Origin of the sequence: Shewanella psychromarinicola, assembly GCF_003855155.1 — a bacterium.
Taxonomy (GTDB): domain Bacteria; phylum Pseudomonadota; class Gammaproteobacteria; order Enterobacterales; family Shewanellaceae; genus Shewanella; species Shewanella psychromarinicola.
On sequence record NZ_CP034073.1, the window covers coordinates 1,791,772 to 1,811,674 of the forward strand.

The 19,903-nt window shown below is 41.7% G+C and carries 16 protein-coding genes; 13 read left to right on the plus strand and 3 right to left on the minus strand.

Annotated elements, in window-relative coordinates; genetic code table 11:
* Positions 1–3: 3 nt before the first annotated feature.
* On the plus strand, positions 4–978 hold the full coding sequence (locus EGC80_RS07730) for a nucleoside hydrolase (RefSeq protein WP_124012517.1): 975 nt from the start codon (positions 4–6) through the stop codon (positions 976–978).
* 422 nt (positions 979–1,400) lie between these two features.
* Here the strand turns inward: EGC80_RS07730 and EGC80_RS07735 are convergent, their stop codons facing one another.
* Positions 1,401–2,234 carry a mechanosensitive ion channel family protein gene (locus EGC80_RS07735; RefSeq protein WP_124012516.1) on the minus strand — a complete coding sequence of 278 codons (834 nt, stop codon included), beginning with the start codon at positions 2,232–2,234 and terminating at the stop codon, positions 1,401–1,403.
* A gap of 358 nt (positions 2,235–2,592) precedes the next feature.
* On the opposite strand from EGC80_RS07735, the gene EGC80_RS07740 reads away from it, so the two are divergent.
* On the plus strand, positions 2,593–3,768 hold the full coding sequence (locus EGC80_RS07740) for a type III PLP-dependent enzyme (protein WP_124012515.1): 1,176 nt from the start codon (positions 2,593–2,595) through the stop codon (positions 3,766–3,768).
* 744 nt (positions 3,769–4,512) lie between these two features.
* Complete coding sequence (gene udp, locus EGC80_RS07745) at positions 4,513–5,271, plus strand: uridine phosphorylase (RefSeq protein WP_101034022.1); 759 nt, start codon at positions 4,513–4,515, stop codon at positions 5,269–5,271.
* 126 nt (positions 5,272–5,397) lie between these two features.
* Here udp and EGC80_RS07750 read toward each other — a convergent pair whose 3' ends face one another.
* Positions 5,398–6,150: an outer membrane protein OmpK gene (locus EGC80_RS07750; protein ID WP_101034023.1), complete on the minus strand. Its 753-nt coding sequence runs from the start codon at positions 6,148–6,150 to the stop codon at positions 5,398–5,400.
* Between the two features lie 472 nt (positions 6,151–6,622).
* Between EGC80_RS07750 and EGC80_RS07755 the strand changes: the two genes are divergently transcribed.
* From EGC80_RS07755 to EGC80_RS07780, 6 genes are all read left to right on the plus strand, one after another.
* A complete protein-coding gene (locus EGC80_RS07755) occupies positions 6,623–7,084 on the plus strand; it encodes an NfeD family protein (RefSeq protein WP_124012514.1) in 462 nt (153 codons plus the stop codon).
* A gap of 102 nt (positions 7,085–7,186) precedes the next feature.
* Entirely contained in the window at positions 7,187–8,116 is a 930-nt protein-coding gene (locus EGC80_RS07760; protein ID WP_124012513.1) for an SPFH domain-containing protein, read from the plus strand.
* The gene (locus tag EGC80_RS07765; protein WP_124012512.1) at positions 8,116–9,054 is read left to right on the plus strand and encodes an SPFH domain-containing protein; all 939 of its coding nucleotides are present in this window, start codon (positions 8,116–8,118) and stop codon (positions 9,052–9,054) included. Before EGC80_RS07760 ends, EGC80_RS07765 begins: the two co-directional genes overlap by 1 nt.
* A gap of 105 nt (positions 9,055–9,159) precedes the next feature.
* Positions 9,160–10,209, plus strand: a complete 1,050-nt coding sequence (locus EGC80_RS07770; RefSeq protein ID WP_124012511.1) for a glycosyltransferase family 4 protein — start codon at positions 9,160–9,162, stop codon at positions 10,207–10,209.
* A gap of 213 nt (positions 10,210–10,422) precedes the next feature.
* Entirely contained in the window at positions 10,423–12,597 is a 2,175-nt protein-coding gene (locus EGC80_RS07775; protein WP_233768617.1) for an LruC domain-containing protein, read from the plus strand.
* 71 nt (positions 12,598–12,668) lie between these two features.
* On the plus strand, positions 12,669–13,253 hold the full coding sequence (locus tag EGC80_RS07780) for a hypothetical protein (protein ID WP_233768618.1): 585 nt from the start codon (positions 12,669–12,671) through the stop codon (positions 13,251–13,253).
* A 38-nt stretch (positions 13,254–13,291) separates the two neighbouring features.
* Here the strand turns inward: EGC80_RS07780 and EGC80_RS07785 are convergent, their stop codons facing one another.
* A complete protein-coding gene (locus EGC80_RS07785) occupies positions 13,292–14,173 on the minus strand; it encodes a LysR family transcriptional regulator (RefSeq protein WP_124012510.1) in 882 nt (293 codons plus the stop codon).
* A gap of 433 nt (positions 14,174–14,606) precedes the next feature.
* On the opposite strand from EGC80_RS07785, the gene uvrD reads away from it, so the two are divergent.
* The 4 genes from uvrD to EGC80_RS07805 all read left to right on the plus strand — a co-directional run bounded on the left by uvrD (position 14,607) and on the right by EGC80_RS07805 (position 19,855).
* The gene (uvrD, locus tag EGC80_RS07790; RefSeq protein WP_124012509.1) at positions 14,607–16,790 is read left to right on the plus strand and encodes a DNA helicase II; all 2,184 of its coding nucleotides are present in this window, start codon (positions 14,607–14,609) and stop codon (positions 16,788–16,790) included.
* A 37-nt stretch (positions 16,791–16,827) separates the two neighbouring features.
* Positions 16,828–17,700 (plus strand): 4-hydroxybenzoate octaprenyltransferase, encoded by an 873-nt coding sequence (gene ubiA, locus EGC80_RS07795; RefSeq protein ID WP_124012685.1) that lies wholly within the window; start codon positions 16,828–16,830, stop codon positions 17,698–17,700.
* Positions 17,701–17,763: 63 nt separating this feature from the next.
* Entirely contained in the window at positions 17,764–18,684 is a 921-nt protein-coding gene (locus tag EGC80_RS07800) for an alpha/beta hydrolase (protein ID WP_124012508.1), read from the plus strand.
* Positions 18,685–18,838: 154 nt separating this feature from the next.
* On the plus strand, positions 18,839–19,855 hold the full coding sequence (locus tag EGC80_RS07805) for a hypothetical protein (protein WP_124012507.1): 1,017 nt from the start codon (positions 18,839–18,841) through the stop codon (positions 19,853–19,855).
* The last annotated feature ends 48 nt before the right edge of the window (positions 19,856–19,903 follow it).

Consider the following 19,903-nt stretch of genomic DNA (forward strand, 5'->3'; position numbering starts at 1 on the left):
CCCATGAAAACTAAAATTATATTAGACACAGATCCCGGTATTGATGATGTATTTGCTATTTTGTTTGCCCAAGCACATCCAGATATTGAACTTAAGGCCATCACCACGGTTTATGGTAATGCAACCATCGAAAACGCGACCCGTAACGCGCTATATATTAAGCAGAAATATCAATTACAAGCCGATGTCGTTACTGGTGCGAGTCAGCCCATTATTCGACCTCCGGTAGGTCCAACTGTGGTGGTTCATGGTGAAGGTGGTTTGGGAGATGTAAAAGTACCTGAAAATATTGAGGGCCAAGCAGACCCTCGTCCTGCCTATCAATACATTATCGATACCATTAAGGCAGAACCAGGAGAAATTACCTTGGTGGCCATCGGTCCGTTAACTAACCTTGCACTAGCACTTCAAGCCGATCCCAGCATTGTTGATTTAGTTAAAGAGGTCGTTATTATGGGCGGCGCCTTTGGTGAGAATAATCACCACGGTAATGTGACTCCGTTTGCCGAAGCAAATATTCATGATGATCCCCATGCTGCGGATATCGTGATCACTGCCTCTTGGCCTGTGGTAGTGATTGGTTTAGATGTGACCGAGCAAAGCTTCTTCACCCGTGAGTATCTTGATCAATTGCGCGATGATGCTGGTGAAGTAGGGCAGTTTATCTGGGACATTAGCCGGTTCTACTTGAGGTTTTATAGTGAAAAAGTGGGTCTAGAGGCTTGCCATGTGCATGATCCATCGGCTATTGCCTATGTGATCAATCCCGAGCTGTTCACCCTAAGAGAAGGACCAATACGGGTCGTTACCGATGGTGTTGCCGAAGGGATGACCATTCAGAAGTTGGATAGCCGTGTTTATCCACACGATGAATGGATGGATAAGGCACCACAAAAGGTCGGTGTCGCGGTCAACAATATCGCATTATTGGAATTATACCGTCGCAGTATTATCGATTATGCAACAAGTTTGAAATAATCCATCTGGCTGATTAACCTATATGAATCGTAACCCGAATTCAGATAATAACGAGGCTGCCTACAGCTGCTAGAGCGACCTTAGGTATGCTAGATTTTAGGAATAGAGCGCCTGCGGCTGCTAGGACGACCTGCGGTCTTCGAGGACGCTACGCTTCTAGATCCTAGGTGCCTAAAACCTAGCACCTAGAAGGGGCGAAGCACCGCCCTCTGGCGAGCTTGCGAGTTCCTAGAACCTATCAGTCGCGAAGCGACGCTCTCTTATCTTCAATCACTGCCTTGTTCCATTATCCTATGGGAGCTCTGAAACGAGCATGTTGAAGTGGCTTTGTTATTTGTGCTGGCCACCATGGGAGGCCGCTATAGTGGCCTTCACTGTTAGTGCTATAAATCCTAGTGCTATAAATCCTAGTGCGGTAAATACTAGTGCTGTAAATGAATTTCCTTTACTGGGCAAGGGATAGTGATATTGGCTGCTGTTAACGCTTTAATGATGGCTAAATTAGTTTGGTACTTTTGTTCATAGTAGCTTTTTGTTGGCACCCAATAACGCACGCCAACCTCCATGCCAATAGGATTAAACCCATTGATACCGACCAACGGTTTTTTGTCTTTATAAATAGCAGGAGCAGTGGCAAGTACATGGTTAATTAATTGGATCACATGATCGGCATCAGCTTGGTAATCAATATTAAACTTGTTTTCAACCAGTTTGTAAGCGAATGAATTATGTAAAATCTCCCCGACAATATGTTTGTTCGGGATGCTGATCTGCTCACCTTCTTCATTGCTTAAAATGGTTTGGCCCAATTTAATGATTTCTACTACGCCGCTGACATCTTTAATTTCAATCGTATTTCCTACCACAAAAGGGCGGGTGACAATAATGGTAATGCCGGCGGCATAATTAGAAAGCATACCTTGCAATGCCAAGCCCGCACCCAGTGAAGCAGCACCTATCGCAGCCACCATTGGTGTTACGCTAATCCCCAGTTTACCCAAACAGATCACGGCGACCATCACAATAATAATGATTTTGACCAAGTTGGAGGCAAAGTTACTTAGGGTGATATCAATATGATGTTTTTTCAGTTGCGCGGCGACAATATTGGCAGCTTTGTTTGCAACCCAAAGTCCCAATAAGAAAATGATAATCGCCCCAGCGATTTGAAAGCTGTATTCAATAACAAACTCAGTGATGACACTATAAACATTTTGAAGTTGTTGGAGCTCTTGATCTAAACTGGGTTCGTTCATTCTATGTTCCTTATTGAAACGTATTGAGTCGTTATCAACTTGGATGACAACCACTTTTCACACTTAGGGCTAAATCTTAGCCTACAGTTAAGTGTCGTTAAAGTGAAAGTATTTTCTGTCATTTATCGCGCATTTTTTTCGGTAATGTCTATACTTTTCAAGCGGAGAAACAACTCAATAACCTGGGTCATTAAGCGGGTGATGTGTTGAATGTTATTGATATTCCTTCAAGAATAAAAAAGTACACTTTTTGCATAAAAATTCGTTGCGTATTAGTTGAAAATATCGTTTACTGCGCATGTTTACACCGACGCTTAATGACACTTTTACCGCCCAACTAACAGGAGGCACCGGCCTAATGAGCCAATTTCAATCGATTGATGTTGCAGATTATTATGACAAGGACACGTTTGACCGCATTGAGGCATTTGCCAAAGATAAGCCAACGCCATTTGTAGTTATTGACACCCAAATCGTTGCGAAACAATACGATGATATGGTTAACAATTTTCCTTTCGCCACTATTTATTATGCGGTTAAGGCAAATCCGGCCAAAGAGATTTTAACCTTGTTGCGCGATAAAGGCGCAAATTTTGATATCGCATCCATTTACGAGCTTGAAATGGTGACCTCGATTGGCGTTTCGACTGATCGTGTTAGCTACGGCAACACCATTAAAAAACGTGTCGATGTGCGATCTTTCTATCAGCAAGGCGTGCGCATGTTTGCTTCAGATTCTGAAGCCGATTTACGCATGATTGCAGAAGAAGCTCCAGGTTCAAAAGTGTACTTGCGTATTTTAACCGAAGGCACACACACGGCAGATTGGCCTTTGTCACGTAAGTTTGGTTGCCAGAATGAAATGGCTTACGACTTATTGGTATTGGCAAAAGAGTTAGGCTTACAACCCCATGGCATTTCTTTCCATGTAGGTTCGCAACAACGTGATATCGGTGCGTGGGACTCAGCCATCGGCAAAGTGAAAAGCATTTACGACCGTTTAAAAGAAGAACACGGTATCGTGCTAAAGATGATCAATTTAGGCGGTGGTTTTCCTGCAAACTATATTGATAAAACCAATGAGTTAGGTGTTTATGCACAGCAGATTAAGCATTTTTTAGAAGAAGATTTTGGTGATGAATTACCCGAAATTATTCTAGAACCTGGTCGTTCATTGATTTCAAATGCCGGTGTACTCATATCAGAAGTGGTGTTGATTTCACGTAAGTCGCACACGGCATTAGAGCGCTGGGTATTTACTGATGTGGGTAAGTTCTCTGGTTTAATTGAAACCATGGATGAAGCGATTAAGTTTCCAATTTATACTGATCGTAAAGGTGAGTTAGATAAGTGTGTGATTGCAGGGCCAACTTGTGACAGCGCCGATATTATGTATGAGCAGTACAGTTACGGCTTACCCGTTGATCTTGCTATTGGTGATCGCATGTATTGGTTAACTGCGGGTGCTTACACTACAACATATTCAGCAGTATGTTTTAATGGTTTTCCACCACTCAAAGACTATTACCTTTAACTAATGGATTAGTTTGACGACAACATTATTGACAGGCTCAAAGGACGCGCTAGCGTCCTTTATTTCTATTTGTGGCTAAATTTAGCTTTGTTGTTGATGGTGCTTTAAATCTCAACTATCTGTTATTTAAGATGGAATCTGTCAGTTTGCTTCAATTTCCATCAGTTGCCATCAATTTTCTTAGTTTTAACTCGGTTTCTGTATCACTGCTACTGTGTGTCTCTCGTTCAGTAACTTGCTCATCAAATCTCGCAACTTTGCAAACATAAGTGACTTCTTAACGTTAGTTAGAGGATTGCGACCTCATATTGAACCGATCAATAGCATCATTTCAATCTGCATTTACGCCATGCTATTTCAGTAGAAATGAGTTCTAGTTGTGAATCAATACATTTTAAAAAATGAGACCTGTTTGTTGAATCGAATACTGATTAACTTTATGCTCAGTGATTATGCTTACCTTCAGCCTGAAACCATTTTTGTGAGGTTAACTTGATGTAAATCACGTTAATGGTTTTCGTATTAGATAAATAATTTGTTGTTTTTGTCGGCCTTCAACTATGATGAAACCAATGTGTTATTTATGAATTTGGCGGGATTTGGACATATATTAGTAATAATTTAACGAAAGAATATTAACTATTATGAATATATATGTGATCAAGTTAACCTTATCCCCCTAAATACTAGGTTACAGTCTGGGTTATAAGAATTTAATATTCAAAACTGAAAGGGGTTTTCACAATGTCCGATGTATTTCATTTAGGATTAACTAAAAAAATGTTAGATGGTGCTACCTTAGCAATCGTTCCTGGTGATCCAGAACGTGTTAAGCGTATTGCCGAATTAATGGACAACGCAACGTTCTTAGCAAGTCATCGTGAATATACCAGCTATTTAGCTTATATTGATGGCAAAGCTGTGGTTGTTTGTTCAACAGGTATAGGCGGACCATCAACGTCTATTGCGGTTGAAGAATTGGCTCAATTGGGTGTGACAACTTTCTTGCGCGTCGGTACCACGGGTTCTATTCAACCAAATGTGCATGTGGGTGATGTGATTGTGACTCAAGCATCAGTGCGTTTAGATGGTGCTAGTCTGCATTTTGCACCGCTAGAATTCCCTGCAGCAGCTAACTTTGATTGTACTACTGCAATGGTTGCAGCATGTCGTGATGCTGGCGTGGAGCCACACGTAGGTATTACTGCATCTTCTGACACCTTCTATCCTGGCCAAGAGCGTTACGATACTGTGTCTGGTCGTATTACTCAGCGTTTTGTTGGTTCAATGAAAGAATGGCAATCAATGGGTGTGCTGAACTATGAAATGGAATCAGCCACACTATTTACCATGTGTGCGACTCAAGGTTGGCGTGCAGCCTGTGTTGCGGGTGTTATCGTAAACCGCACAGAGCAAGAAATTCCTGATGAAGCGACAATGAAGAAGACCGAAGTTAGTGCAGTGTCTATTGTTGTAGCAGCAGCGAAAAAATTGCTAGCTTAAGTTAACGCTTTTAACCACGCGTTATAACAAGCGATGTGTTAAAACTGTTAGTGTTAAAAAATAACCATTAAAAAAGGTGCCTAGGCACCTTTTTTGTTAGCTTATTTTTATCAATTGTCGCGCTGATTAGAAATGATACTGCGCAATGATTGAGTAGGTATTTTGGTCGATACCCGCAACGCCATATTTACTCTGCCAGTAATCATATTCAAAACCCACTAATAGCTTGTTTTGTTTGTGATCACCAAACAGCGTTTTGCCTAAGTCATATTTTATTTGCGGGTTGATGTGCAGGTTTTCGTCGTAGCCGTTGTTATCGGCAGAAAATACCCAATCAATAAAGCCATCAAAGATAATATTAGCATTACCAATAGGCATGTCTATTCTAAATACCGGAGTGAACTGCCAGCCATCACTGATGTTACCACTGCTTATTGCATCTCGACGGTAAGTGTTCAATTGTAAGTAGCTAAAAAATGGCACGTCAAAGTCTAAACCGATACCATAAAGCATGCTGTTAACTGGGCCTTCACCTTCTTCGTAAGTTAATGCTAAAGAGACATCTTTTATCGCACCAAAGCTAACGGGCTGACCCAATATTTTGCTAGCACTAAAACGAGGTGAAATTTCGCCATAAGTCGTGCTATCAACCCCGTTATTATTACCGTTAAAGTTAATAAAATCTTGAAACATAAACCAATCACCATACTTCCAGCCACCGGCAGTCTCTAGGGTAATGGTTGTTTGTCTTTCTGATGGGGCTAAGTCATAGTTTTCGCCATGCAGGACAGTAGCGCTAGCATCCCACCATTGGACTAAATCGTCAGCAAAAACATTTTGTGAGAGTACGAGTGTGGCTAAAAGGCAGAGTTTTTTCATTTTTCTTCCGGTTAGTTAGCTGGCCAGATACACCAGTTTTGACAGTTTAAGAGTAAGTTTTAGATCGACCGAGGGTAATTTTATGATCTATTATTCCCGATCGTGCACAATGGGGCGCAATATATTCAATATTTTGATAAAGCACAATTAAAACTGGCAAGAATGTGACGATTTCATTGTTTTCATCATCGATATAATCATGTGACAGGTATTCATACTGTTAATTTGATGTTACACATAATGACTATTAGTTTGTGCTGTTATGTTATATCAATCGTATAGTCGTTATAAATAAGGTGTGACTCAGCAGAAATACTGACCTTGTTAGCGGCAGCTCATTTTCGAGGAAAAGGTAAATTGATGAATCGTTTATCACGTTTATATTAGCTGACTTGTTTGACATAATATGTCGCATTAATAAATAAAGCTGTTATAGTCAATCTACAGACATTGTCATTTTATGGGGGAGAATATGGAGATTGCCAATCCAATCGCAGTCTGGCTAGTACTTGGACTGTTATTGATGCTATCAGAAATCATTATTCCGGGTGGCATTGTTATCTTATTAGGTGCGGCATGCGTTATCGTCGCATCAGCACTGGCTGTTGGTATTATCGATGGCTTGGTGCAAAGCATGACACTATGGTTTATGGCCTCGATGGTGCTGTTGCTGAGTTTTCGTCATGTGACTCAACGTTTGGTGGGGGGAGATTCTCATGTGGATAATACCGATGAAGAAGTGGATCTCTACAATCAAGTCGCTATCGTGAAGCAAGACATTGGCCCAGGCCAACAGACAGGTCGAATTAGCTGCTTGGGTTCTGAGTGGACGGCTTTAGGAGATGGTACTGTGATAAAAGAGGGTACCCAAGTAAGGATCATTTGTCGGGAAAATATTGCGTTTGTTGTTGAACCTATCATTGATCCGGTATAGCTATTTATTGTTATCTAAAATGTTAATGTTATAAATTTAGATTATTGTGTCGTGATGACTGTTAAGCGTTATCTAGGAAAGTCAGATTAAAAGGAAGTAGATATGTTTGTGTTAACAATCGTTTTTTTATTCGTAATGTTTATTTTGTTCAAACTCATGTTAATTGTACCAATGCGTGAAGTTCATGTGATTGAGCGTTTAGGTAAGTTTCGTAGCGTGCTCAACCCGGGGTTTCATTTTCTTATTCCTTTTGTCGATCGCGTCGCTTATCGACACGACACACGTGAAGAAGTGCTTGATGTTCCACCCCAAAGTTGTATTTCAAAAGATAATACCCAATTGGAAGTCGACGGTTTAGTCTATCTTAAAGTGATGGACGGGAAGCTGGCTAGCTATGGTATTGAAAACTATCGCCGCGCGGCGGTTAACTTAGCGCAAACAACCATGCGTTCAGAAATTGGTAAGCTGACCTTGTCACAAACGTTTTCAGAACGTGACAGTTTAAACGAATCAATTGTGCGTGAGATTGATAAAGCCTCTGATCCTTGGGGGATCAAAGTATTACGCTATGAGATTAAAAATATCTCACCTTCGCAGAAGGTTATTCACACCCTTGAAAAACAAATGGAAGCAGAGCGTCGAAAGCGTGCAGAGATCACCTTAGCCAATGCTGAAAAAGCGGCAATGATCAATATGTCGCAAGGCGAACGTCAAGAAGCGATTAATTTATCGGAAGGCCAAAAACAGAAGCGCATTAATGAAGCTTTAGGTACAGGTCAAGAAATCTCGATTATTGCTACCGCTAAGGCTGAAGCCATGGAAATGATCTGTAAAGCCTTAACGGTGAATGGCGGTAATGATGCGATGAATATGTTGCTTAAAGAGCAGTTTATTGGCCAAGTCGGTAAGATCCTCTCTGAGGCTCAAGTGTCGGTTGTTCCTGCAGAAATGGCCAAGTTAGAAGGCTTTTTTGAAGGTATGGAGCAAGTGACTCATGCGGTATCAAATTCATCAGCCAAAGGAGCGCGCTAATGTCGATTAACGGAATTGATACTGATCTTATTGTAATGGCAATTTGGGGTGTTATTTTTGCTATTTTTGTGCTGAAATTATTTAAGTCTATCTGTCTTGTACCGACAAAATCGGCTTATATTGTTGAACGTCTAGGGAAATATCACAGTACTTTAGATGCAGGCTTTCATGCACTGATCCCCTTCTTTGATAAAGTGGCTTACATCCACGATTTAAAGGAAGAGACCATTGATGTACCGCCGCAAGAATGTTTCTCCAGTGATGAAGTGAATGTGGAAGTGGACGGGGTCATCTATATTTCGGTTATCGATCCCGTTAAAGCCAGTTATGGGATTACCGATTACCGTTATGCTGCCATTCAGCTAGCTCAAACCACCACACGTTCTGTGATTGGTACCTTAGATTTAGATCGCACTTTTGAAGAGCGTGATGTGATTTCTGCCAAAGTGGTTGAAGTACTCGATGAAGCAGGCTCTATGTGGGGCATTCGAGTGCACCGCTATGAGATTAAAAATATTACCCCACCTGAAACGGTTAAAAATGCCATGGAAATGCAGGTGAATGCCGAGCGTGAACGCCGGGCATTATTAGCCAAAAGTGAAGGTGATAAGCAGAGCAAAATTAATCGCTCAGAAGGTGTTATGGCGGAAACCATTAACCGCTCAGAAGGTGAAATGCAGCGGCGCATTAATGAGGCAGAAGGTAAAGCTCAAGAAATTCTGACCTTAGCCAAAGCAACATCCGAGTCAATAGAACGATTAGCGGTGGTTATTTCATCTGAAGGTGGTCAAAGTGCATTGCGTATGCAACTCGGTGAGCAATATATGAAACAACTTGATGGCTTAAGTAAACCTGATAGCCGTGTTGTGTTACCTGGTAATTTAGTAAATTTTGAGTACTGGATGGAAAGTATTGGTTTAAAAGAAGATAAACCTTAATATTGATATATCGTCAAAGTGGATCGATGATTATTTCGATCCACTTAGCATTTATCATAAAAGGGTTTAACTCAGGGTTGAACTAAATTAACCAAAAGGGTTTGGATGCGACTAAAAATTTTACATTGTGTCGATGATGCTGAAATGGGTGGCGTTAATTTTGCGTTACAGGCGTTATGCCATTCTCCATTATTAGCAAAACAATGTGATTTTGAGGTGCGATATCTTGATTTAACTGTTCCGACTCGAGTTCGCACAGACGCTGATATTATTTGTTTTCATGGGGCATCAAATTGGCGCAAACTCATTGGCTTAATTTGTTTAAAGTTACAATATCCTCGCACGCCTTTTTTACTTCAAGAGCATCATTACAGCCAACATTTTGTTAATGAGCAAATTGTTTCTACGAAACGTTTTTATCGTATGCTGAAATGGACTTATGCCTTAATGGATACTGTTATTGCCATTTCAACCTCGCAACAACAATGGATGCTCACTCATCATTTAATCAAGCCGGAGTCGATAGCATTGCTAGGACAGGGTCGTGACTTGAGTGCATTTGTTCCCATGGTTTCAAATAATCTTTCAACGCCCGACAATATTACTGCGCCAAGAATACCTATTATCGCCGCATATGGCCGGTTTCATCATCAGAAAGGTTTTGATGTGTTACTGCAAGCTATGGCGAATATTCCAGTCCACAGTTGTCAATTAATACTCGGCGGTGAAGGACCTCAATTAGCACAACTAGAGGCGCTAGCATCGCATTTACCTCACGTTAGTATTGTTGGATGCATTAATGACGTTCCTGCTTTTTTAAGCCAATGTGATGCGGTAATTATCCCATCACGATGGGAACCCTTTGGATTGGTGTTTATTGAAGCCAGTTCCATGGCTAAATGGATAATATCGACTTCTGTAGATGGTTTAGGAGATCAATTAGTCTCTCATTTTCAGCGAGATCTCGGTCCAGCTTGCATAACGATTGAACACGCTAATGCTGAAGCCATTCAACAAGCTATTCATAGGTTTTTACAACAGTGGCAAACCGATCCAGCCCCCCTGACTGACTCTGAAACGTTAGCATTATGGCGTCATACCCAATGGCAGCAATTACAACATCAATGGCTTAATATGATTAATGCATTGATGTAATCTGATGTTTTTAATCGCCTCCCATCATAAATCTAAAATATTACCGAATAAGTTCAGTTTGGCCTCTCGCATGTGTTAATCATTTTCAATTTGCATTTATTTTGCAATTTGCAATTCGAGATTTAATGTAAGTTTTTGAAATATAACAGCTAAAATGTTGGCTTGTTATTTGCTTACTATTAATTACGATAAGTGAAAGATGGGAACACCAATATGAATTTACTTTTTTCTAACATGTTATCTCGTTATCCCCTTTATAGAGGCTTTACGTTAGGTGCTTTGACATTAGCTATGTCGAGTGCTGCACAAGCAAGTGAACCTTTTGAAGCCTGCCCAAACGAAGCGTTTATTATCCAAACGCCAGCATCTAAGCCTATTGTATATGGTGTCGATCTCGGAACCGGTAGCTACCTTACCTTATCCAGCAATATGGGCATTGATGCCGCCTTAAATGGTACGGGTTTTAGTTATAATGACAATTACCTTTATGGCTGGGATTATCAACATCAAACGTTGGCCCGGATAGGTGCTGACTATCAGGCTCAACCTTTGACATTAATTAAAGATTCTGCCGCAACTGCTGCAGGCAATTTTTATGTTGGCGATGTCGCGTTAACTGAAAACGTCTGGTACGGATATAGGAAAAAAGTCGGTTTATTTCGGGTAGATTTAAATGTTGTCCCATTAACCATGGATTTGGTGGCTGGCAGTCAATCAATGGCCAATTACAATATTACCGATTTTGCATTTCACCCAAACAATGGCTTTTTATATGCCGTGACTAATGGCAAATCAGGTGAATTAATTTCAATAGATCCTTCAACAGGAGGGCATGAAAGCTTAGGCATAGTGATTACTTCAGATAGTAACTTTACCTTTGGCGCCCAGTTTTTTGATCCACAAGGTAATTTGTATATCAGTAATAATGGCAACGGAAATGTTTATAAGGTCAATGTTGAACAGCCGCAACCCAGTGCAGAACTATTTTCATATGGCCCATCTTCAACATCCAATGACGGTGCGCGATGTGCATTAGCAGAGGTTCCTGTTGGGGATGCGGTAGATTTTGGTGATGCACCAGTGAGTTATGGCACTCTTATGACTGATAATGGTGCGCGCCATGGCATTGATGGATCAATGGCTTTAGGGTTACTCAATGATAGTGAATCAGACGGTTATCCAGATCCGCTTTCAGACGATGTGAGTGATGGTATTGATGATGACGATGGCATCAGTATGCCAACTGGATTTGAAATTGGTGAAGATGCCATTTTGCTGGTGACTACACAAGGAAAAGCAGGTTTTTTAAATGCTTGGATTGATTGGGCACAAGATGGCCAGTTTGATGAAGAAGATCGCATCGTCTCAGGTCAATCTGTAAGTGCAGGTTCCCATACATTGCTAATATCAGTGCCTAATTGGGCTAAAGCGGGTCCAACTTGGTCACGTTTTCGATTAAGTTCAGTCGCTGATATTTTACCTACAGGTGGTGTCAGTGACGGCGAAGTTGAAGATTATCCTATTACCGTTACCGAAACGGGTATCACCATGACTTACTACCCATCATCTTCAGGTTTTACGACGTTAGCTTATGAAGATTTGTATCCCGACCAAGGCGACTTTGATATGAACGATGTCGTTATGCAGCTCAGGATCACCCAATTTGTTAAAGATAACCAAGTGCGGCGTGTTGGCTTTAACGCACAACTTGTTGCTATGGGAGCTTGGTACCACAATGGTTTTGCTATTCAATTACCCGGTATAGCACGAAATAATGTACAAGAGTCAGCTATTGAGTGGACGGTACAAGGACAGAAACAAACTCACTCGCCTTTAGAAGCGGGGCAAACTAATGCAGTTATGGTGCTGAGTGACGATTTATGGAAACATGCAACTAAAGGCAATGGTTGTGAATATTTCCGTACTGAACTTGGTTGCGGTACCAGTTATCGTGCCAACTGGCAAATGACGGTGCCCTTTGTGAATGCGGTTGATGAAGCCTTAATGCCTGATTTTCCTTATGATCCGTTTATTTTTGCGACACCCAATACTGACCATGGTTTAGCTGCTAAAAATATTAATGGCGGCAAAAATCCCGGCCGATCGCTTGAAGTTCATTTAAAAAATAAACTCCCCACCGATTTATTTAATCCAGCCTTTTTAGGTCAACGTGACGATGCGTCTAATGTTGCACTAGGACAATACTTTCAAGATCAAAATGGAATGAGTTGGGCAATTGAAGTACCTGACACATGGAAACACCCCATTGAACTACAACGACTTGATCATACCTATGTGGAGTTTGTTGATTTTGCTGCCGATGCTAGCGGTAATAGTAACCCTTATTGGTATATCAATGCAGATAGCGAGTTAATTTTTAAAGACTAGTTGTGACGCTGTAATGCAACGTAAAAATAAAATACTGAACAATGATACTAATAAATAGAAGGCGAACTAATATGAGATTTACTTCAACTGTTACCCTGCATATTAAGCAACAGATCAAGATGGCCCTGCAACAAAGTCGCGGGTTAATTGTCACTGGTGCGAGTCTATCTACTTTAGCTCTGCTGACCGCTTGTGGCGGAGGTGGTGGAGATGATGACTCTTCTAAAGCGTCAGTCACGCCGCCAACGACAATCACTACACCGATCACCACACCACCAGCAACTACGATACCAACCACGCCGATAGTTATTCCTGTTGTGGATCCTACTTCACTCGATGACTTAGTCGTTGATCCTGATTATGATTTACAAGCGGCTTTTACTCTTTTAGTGCAGGTGGATCTTGCTACAAGTCAGCGAGGATATTTTTCATTATGTGATGATTATCAACAACAAAATCAGATAATTACGGTTAATTATGAGTCGTGTTTGTTACGTGGGGCGCTTAATAATGGCCAATTGAATGAACAATTACTTGTAGCAAATCATCAACGGAATCTAATGGCGGTGGTGTGGTTTTATGATGGCAGCGCACCGCAATACCAACAATGGCAATATTCGTCAGACAGTGCAGGGCAGCAGTTAGCCATAAACTAGTATCTTGACTTGTTGCTTAGGATTAAGCCAAGTCATGATTATTCAGCCAATGCGACAGCATTAATCATATATTCAACAAAGACTTTGGCAACAGCGGATAAACAACTATCTGTCGGGTAAATGATATTAATGTCTTTGAATCCGGCACTGAGTTCAGGTAATACATTAATTAATTGCTGACTTTCAACGGCCTCGGCCGCAATGATCTGAGGCAATAAGCTAATGCCTGCACCACCTAAACAAAAATGATACAAGGAGTTGTAATCACTGCAAATAATTTTATGGTTGCTGCTAATCTCTGCATGTGGAAATATCCATTTATCTTCTAATACCCCCTCTGCAGAGCGATACCCCAATAATGAGTGGTAATGTAAATCATCAATGGTCTCAATTACCGATGATTGTTCAAGATAAAGGTTGCTGGCATACATTTTTCGTTCAAAGGTCATCAGTTTTTTTGCGCAAAGATTGCCTTTGCTGTCATCACTGACATTGAGCATGCAATCTAGATCTAAGCGCTTTAGGTCTTGGATTTGCCCCTGCACAACAAACACTTCTAACTGTACTTGTGGATAATCATGAATAAAATTAGCAATATATTTATCCATAAGCTTGTCAACAAAAGGCAGTAAACCAATGCGTAATTTGCCTTGAACTTCATCATGGCGATGTTTGAACACATCACTAGCATGATTGAATTGATTAACTAAAGGTTCGATTTGAACAAGATACTGTCGACCCGCTGAGGTTAATGTCATGACTCTTGTCGTGCGGGTAAATAGCGGCGCACCAAGCTGTTTTTCCATATCACCAATACGACGACTGACTAATGCTCTGCGAGTATCTAAAGATTTTGCAGCTTTAGAAAAACTGCCTAACTTTGCTACAGCAATGAATAGTTCTAAATCTTTTATATTCAATATGGCAACCTATACAGCTTAAACTGTGGGTAATAAATGCTTTTCAAATGGAATTTTGAGTATTAATGACATTGAATATATTGATAATAAGCAGGCATGCTCGCGAGCCTTATTCGCCACAAATAACAAACTTAATTCAGTTTGTTTAGCGATGAATTTAATGATTAATCAACTATTAGGTCCCTTACTCAAGGCTAAAATTAATTAATTACTTTATTTTGTATAATAATTTTTGCTTGCTCTTTTGTCAATTTAGGCTCTCATTAAAGCAGTTAGATCATCACAAGTAAGTGATTTTAGTGACTTTGATATTACCTTAGTGAGTAGGTTATCTCTCTTGTTAGGGGAATTGTTGATATAAAATAGGTGAAGTATTGCACGCCATTATCTCGCTATTTAAGATATAATGCCTCGCAGATTTCTGGGAGGAAAAATGGACGTATCATCATTATTAGACGGCCTAAACGATAAGCAGCGTGAGGCAGTCGGCGCACCACTTTCAAATATGTTGGTGTTAGCGGGTGCCGGCAGTGGTAAAACCCGTGTATTAACCCATCGTATTGCGTGGTTAATGCAAGTTGAACAACAAAGTCCATATTCTATTTTGGCAGTCACCTTCACCAATAAAGCCGCAGCAGAAATGCGTGAACGGGTGGAGAAGGTCGTGGGCACTAACATGGGGCGGATGTGGATAGGCACCTTCCATGGTTTAGCTCACCGGTTATTGCGCACTCATTATCAAGATGCCAATTTACCACAAAGCTTCCAGATTATTGATTCAGACGACCAGTTGCGTTTACTCAAACGCATTCTTAAAAGCCTTAATTTAGATGAGAAGCAGTATCCTCCGCGTCAAGCTCAGGGTTATATCAATGGTAAGAAAGATCAAGGTCTTCGCCCTAAGCATATTGATGCAGGCAGCTTTCCGATTGAGCAAAACTTACTCAACATTTATAAGATTTACCAAGAGTCTTGCGATCGTGCCGGTTTGGTCGACTTTGCGGAAATCTTATTACGTGCTCATGAGTTATGGCTTAATAAACCGCATTTACTGACCCATTATCAAGAGCGCTTCCGTCATATTTTAGTTGATGAGTTTCAAGATACCAACGCGATTCAATACGCGTGGATCCGTGTGTTAGCCGGTAAAACAGCCAATGTGATGATTGTCGGTGATGATGACCAATCCATTTATGGTTGGCGTGGCGCGCAAATTGAAAACTTACATCGTTTCTTAAAAGACTTTTCTGAGGCTAAAACGATTCGGTTAGAACAAAATTACCGTTCAACAGCGAATATTTTGAACGCTTCTAACTCTGTGATTGCCAATAATCCTGATCGTTTAGGTAAAGAGTTATGGACTGAAGATAAAGATGGCGAGCCCATTTCAGTCTATTGCGCCTTTAATGAGATGGACGAAGCCAAGTTCATTGTCAGTCGCATTAGCGAGTGGCATGAAAAAGGCGGCAGTTTGAGCGAGTGCGCCATTCTATATCGTTCAAATGCGCAATCGCGAGTATTAGAGGAAGCCTTTTTACATAAAGGGTTAGCGTATCGTATTTACGGTGGCTTGCGCTTCTTCGAGCGTCAAGAAATTAAAGATGCGATGGGCTATATGCGTCTTATCAATAACAAAGATGATGATGCCGCATTCGAACGTGTGGTCAATACCCCTGCTCGTGGTATTGGCGATCGAACGTTGGACATTGTACGCTCAACCGCAAGACAGCATGAGCTAACACTTTGGCAAGCCTGTGTGCGTTTGGTCGAAGAGAAAGTACTCGCTGGGCGTGCAGCTAATGCCATAAATGGCTTTATGGAACTGATCATCTCGATGCGAACGGATACTGCAGATATGGTGCTGTATACCATGACTGATAATGTGATTGATCGTTCAGGCTTGCGTACTATGTACGAGGCTGAAAAAGGCGAGAAAGCCCAAGCGCGAATTGAAAACTTAAACGAACTCGTTACCGCTGCCCGCAGTTTTGAAATGCCTGAAGAGCTTGAAGACATAGGCGAGCTTAATGCCTTTTTATCCCATGCCGCACTAGAAGCTGGCGAAGGCCAAGCGGATGCCTTTACCGATGCAGTGCAGTTGATGACCTTACATTCGGCCAAGGGACTTGAGTTCCCAATGGTGTTTATGGCGGGCGTAGAGGAAGGATTATTCCCGAGTAAAATGGCTCTGGATGAAGGCGATCGGTTAGATGAAGAGCGCCGTTTGTGTTATGTCGGTATGACCCGTGCAATGCAAAAACTGTACATCAGTTATGCGGAGTCGCGTCGTATTTATGGCCGTGAAGATTATGCTAGCCCATCACGGTTTATTAACGAAATTCCTGAAAAGTTTGTTGAACAAATTCGTATCCGTGCTCAGGTGAAGCCATCGATTAGCAAGCGTTTTCCTGCTCGCCCTGCGACGGTTACCACTAAACCGAATGGTTTTAATGATACCGGTTATCGAGTTGGCTCTAAAGTGAAGCACTTTAAGTTTGGTGAAGGCAAGGTGATTAACTTTGAAGGCTCAGGTGAAAAAGGGCGTGTTCAGGTTGAGTTTGTCGATTTCGGCATCAAATGGCTGTTGGTGTCGTTAGCAAAACTAGAGCGTTGCTAATCTGTTGCGTTTGCTAAATCATGGAGAGATGACACCAATGCGATTGCAAGACAAGCTGCATGCATATGCACGATTAATGCGGATCGATAGACCCATTGGCACCTTACTTCTACTGTGGCCGTGTTTAATGGCGCTGGTGTTAGCGGCTCAAGGTATGCCAGACATTAAGGTCTTGCTGATATTTATTGTCGGTGTGGTGATTATGCGTGCTAATGGTTGCATTATTAATGACTTTGCCGATCGTAACTTAGATGCCCATGTTGAACGTACCAGTATGCGGCCGTTGGTGTCGGGTGTGGTCAGCGCCAAAGAAGCCCTAGGGTTGTTTGTTGTGTTGGGGCTCGCCGCATTTAGCTTAGTCTTATGGCTCAATCCACTGGTAGTGCAGCTATCTGTCGTTGGCATTGTGTTAACTGTGATGTATCCGTTTATGAAACGGATTACCAATATGCCGCAAATGTTTTTGGGCATTGTATGGAGCTGGTCTATTCCGATGGCTTATGCCGCTCAACTCGGCGAAGTCCCTGCTGAAGCTTGGTGGTTATTTATGGCTAATTGGTGTTGGACTGTGGCTTACGACACCATGTATGCCATCGTCGATCGCGACGATGATTTAAAAGTGGGCATTAAATCAACCGCCATTTTATTTGGCCGTTACGATAGGCAGATTATCGGCTTATTTCAACTTGCCGCCCTAGGGTGTTTTGTGATGGCGGGATTGATGGCTGAGCGTGGAGTGATTTATGGCTTGGGCATTATCAGCTTTGTTGCGTTTGCTGTGTATCAGCAAGGGTTAATTTATGGTCATGAACGTGCGCCATGTTTTAAGGCTTTTTTAAACAACAACTGGGCAGGTATGGTTTTGTTTATCGCGCTAAGTGCTGACTATGTTATTTCTGCAGCGGTATAATCACGACAAAGCATGAAATGGAATTGAGTTAATGGTTTATTACCATAGGGCAGGGATGCATGAATGAAAACAACTCCTTGGTTAATCGGTGCGATAATATGTTGTTGGTTATCCCTAGCCAGTGAGTCCGCGAACAATGATGCTTTACTGGCTGGCTTACCAAGCAACGCTGTCGATGTGCATTCCACAGCTGCAGTAGTCACTATTCCTCGTACCCGCCAATTTGTGCTTAACGATGGCGATCGCCACTATCAAGTGATGATCAAACTACCTAAAGATTACCGCAACAATCGTACTCATCATTACCCTGTAGTCTATATGACGGACTCCATGTATAGCTTGCAAGTGGTGTCTGGTGCGACGCGATTTCCAATGAACAGCAACATGATGCAACAAGCTATTTTAGTCGCCATAGGCTATCAGAGGCCGAGCAAAGGTTCGGCGAGTAGGATCCGCGACTATACCCCAAGTCACGATGCGAGTTGGAAACTACCCACTGGTGAGGCCAAGCGGCACGTTGCCTTTATCAGCCAGGTTGTTATGCCCTTTATTGAAAAAAACTATCGAGTCGACACACAACAAAATACCTTTGTGGGTAATTCGTTAGGCGGGTTACTCGGCGCACATATTTTATTAGAACAGCCAACGCTATTTGCGTATTACGTGTTGGGTAGCCCATCTCTATGGTTCGACAATAAACAATTGTTGCAGCAGTTTGCTCAGCGTTTTAGTCAAACACCAGCAATATCTGCCGAGGTGTTTATTGGCATTGGTGAATTAGAGAAACCACCTTATACCCATGATGGTCATCAGATGGTTGCAGATGCTGAGGCTTTTTATCAAATACTCCAATCTCACCCATCTGCTCAAACCGGCACATTACAACTGAAACTATTGGTGATCCCCGAGGCCGATCATTCGATGGCTTTTCCTACTACCGCGATTCATGGTTTAACTTGGCTGTTCAAGCGCAATTTTTCGTGATCCCCATTTACGGCAATTTTTAGTAACAATTTTCACGCCAATCAATAGCAGTGAAACTAATGTTTGCTGATATGTTAACGACTTGTATCATCTCGTTTATATTCAGAATAATGATATGGCGTGGGTTAATAACATCTACAGGGATAAGTATTTAATGAGAGCCACGGTTAAGTATCGGTTAGTCTTTTTAGCCTTAATGGTGTTTAGCTTTGTAATAGGCGTTCAGTGGACGCCAGAGTCGTTAACGAGTGAAGCTGACAAGCGGTCGTTATACCTTATTTGTGCATTGTATTTTGTATTACTGCCTTTGAGCTACTGGTACTGCATTATTAAAATGGGTGCTCAGAAACTGTGGAAACTGATTGTCATTTTCAGTCTAAGCAGCTTGGTTGCTCGGTTAAGTTTCCCTGCCGAAGTCGCGCACTATTTTGAGTTTATTGCATGGTTACGTTATCCGATTATTGCGGTATTGCTGGTCATTGAATTGTACTTGGTGGTGAGTGTTGTTCGTGGCTTGATTAAGGTGCGAAAGCTTAAGGGCGATCCTAGAGTCGGGGCGGTAGAAACGTATCGGGATGGCGATGAAAAAAGCTTAACTATCGCACTTATTATGGCCAGTGAAGCGACTAACTGGTTTTATTCAATCCCTTGGTTTTCACGTCATCATCCGGTGGCCATCGCTAATATTAACCTCAACAGTGCAACGCGCTGGCATGTGTGGCTTATGCTATTTGGTTGTATTACCGCATCTTGTAGCAGTTATTTATTACTGGTTTCATGGAGCGAATGGGTGGCGATTATTGTCTCGAGCATTATTGCCTATACCTTGATGTCTATCGTGGCTAACCATCGGCTATCGCGTTATTACTCTTTGTATTTAATCAGAGATAACTTAGTGATCAATAATTCATTGTGGGGATTTATGGTGGTGAACATTGCCGATATTGCCAGTGTCGCTGCTCAAGAATCAACTGAATTAAATAAAGATGAGCCAGAAACCATTATTATTGGCCGTGGGCAGAGTAATGTCACTATTACCTTAAACCATCCGGTCATTTATCATGGTGGTATGGGCCAGTTACCCGAACCCATGATTACGATACATTTGAGTGTGGATGAGCCACAGCTGCTAATTCAGGCGCTTAATAATAAAGTCTCAGTGGCCGCGTAGTCATAAAAAGCTCATAAAAAATGCGCTGATAAAAGCGCATTTTTTATG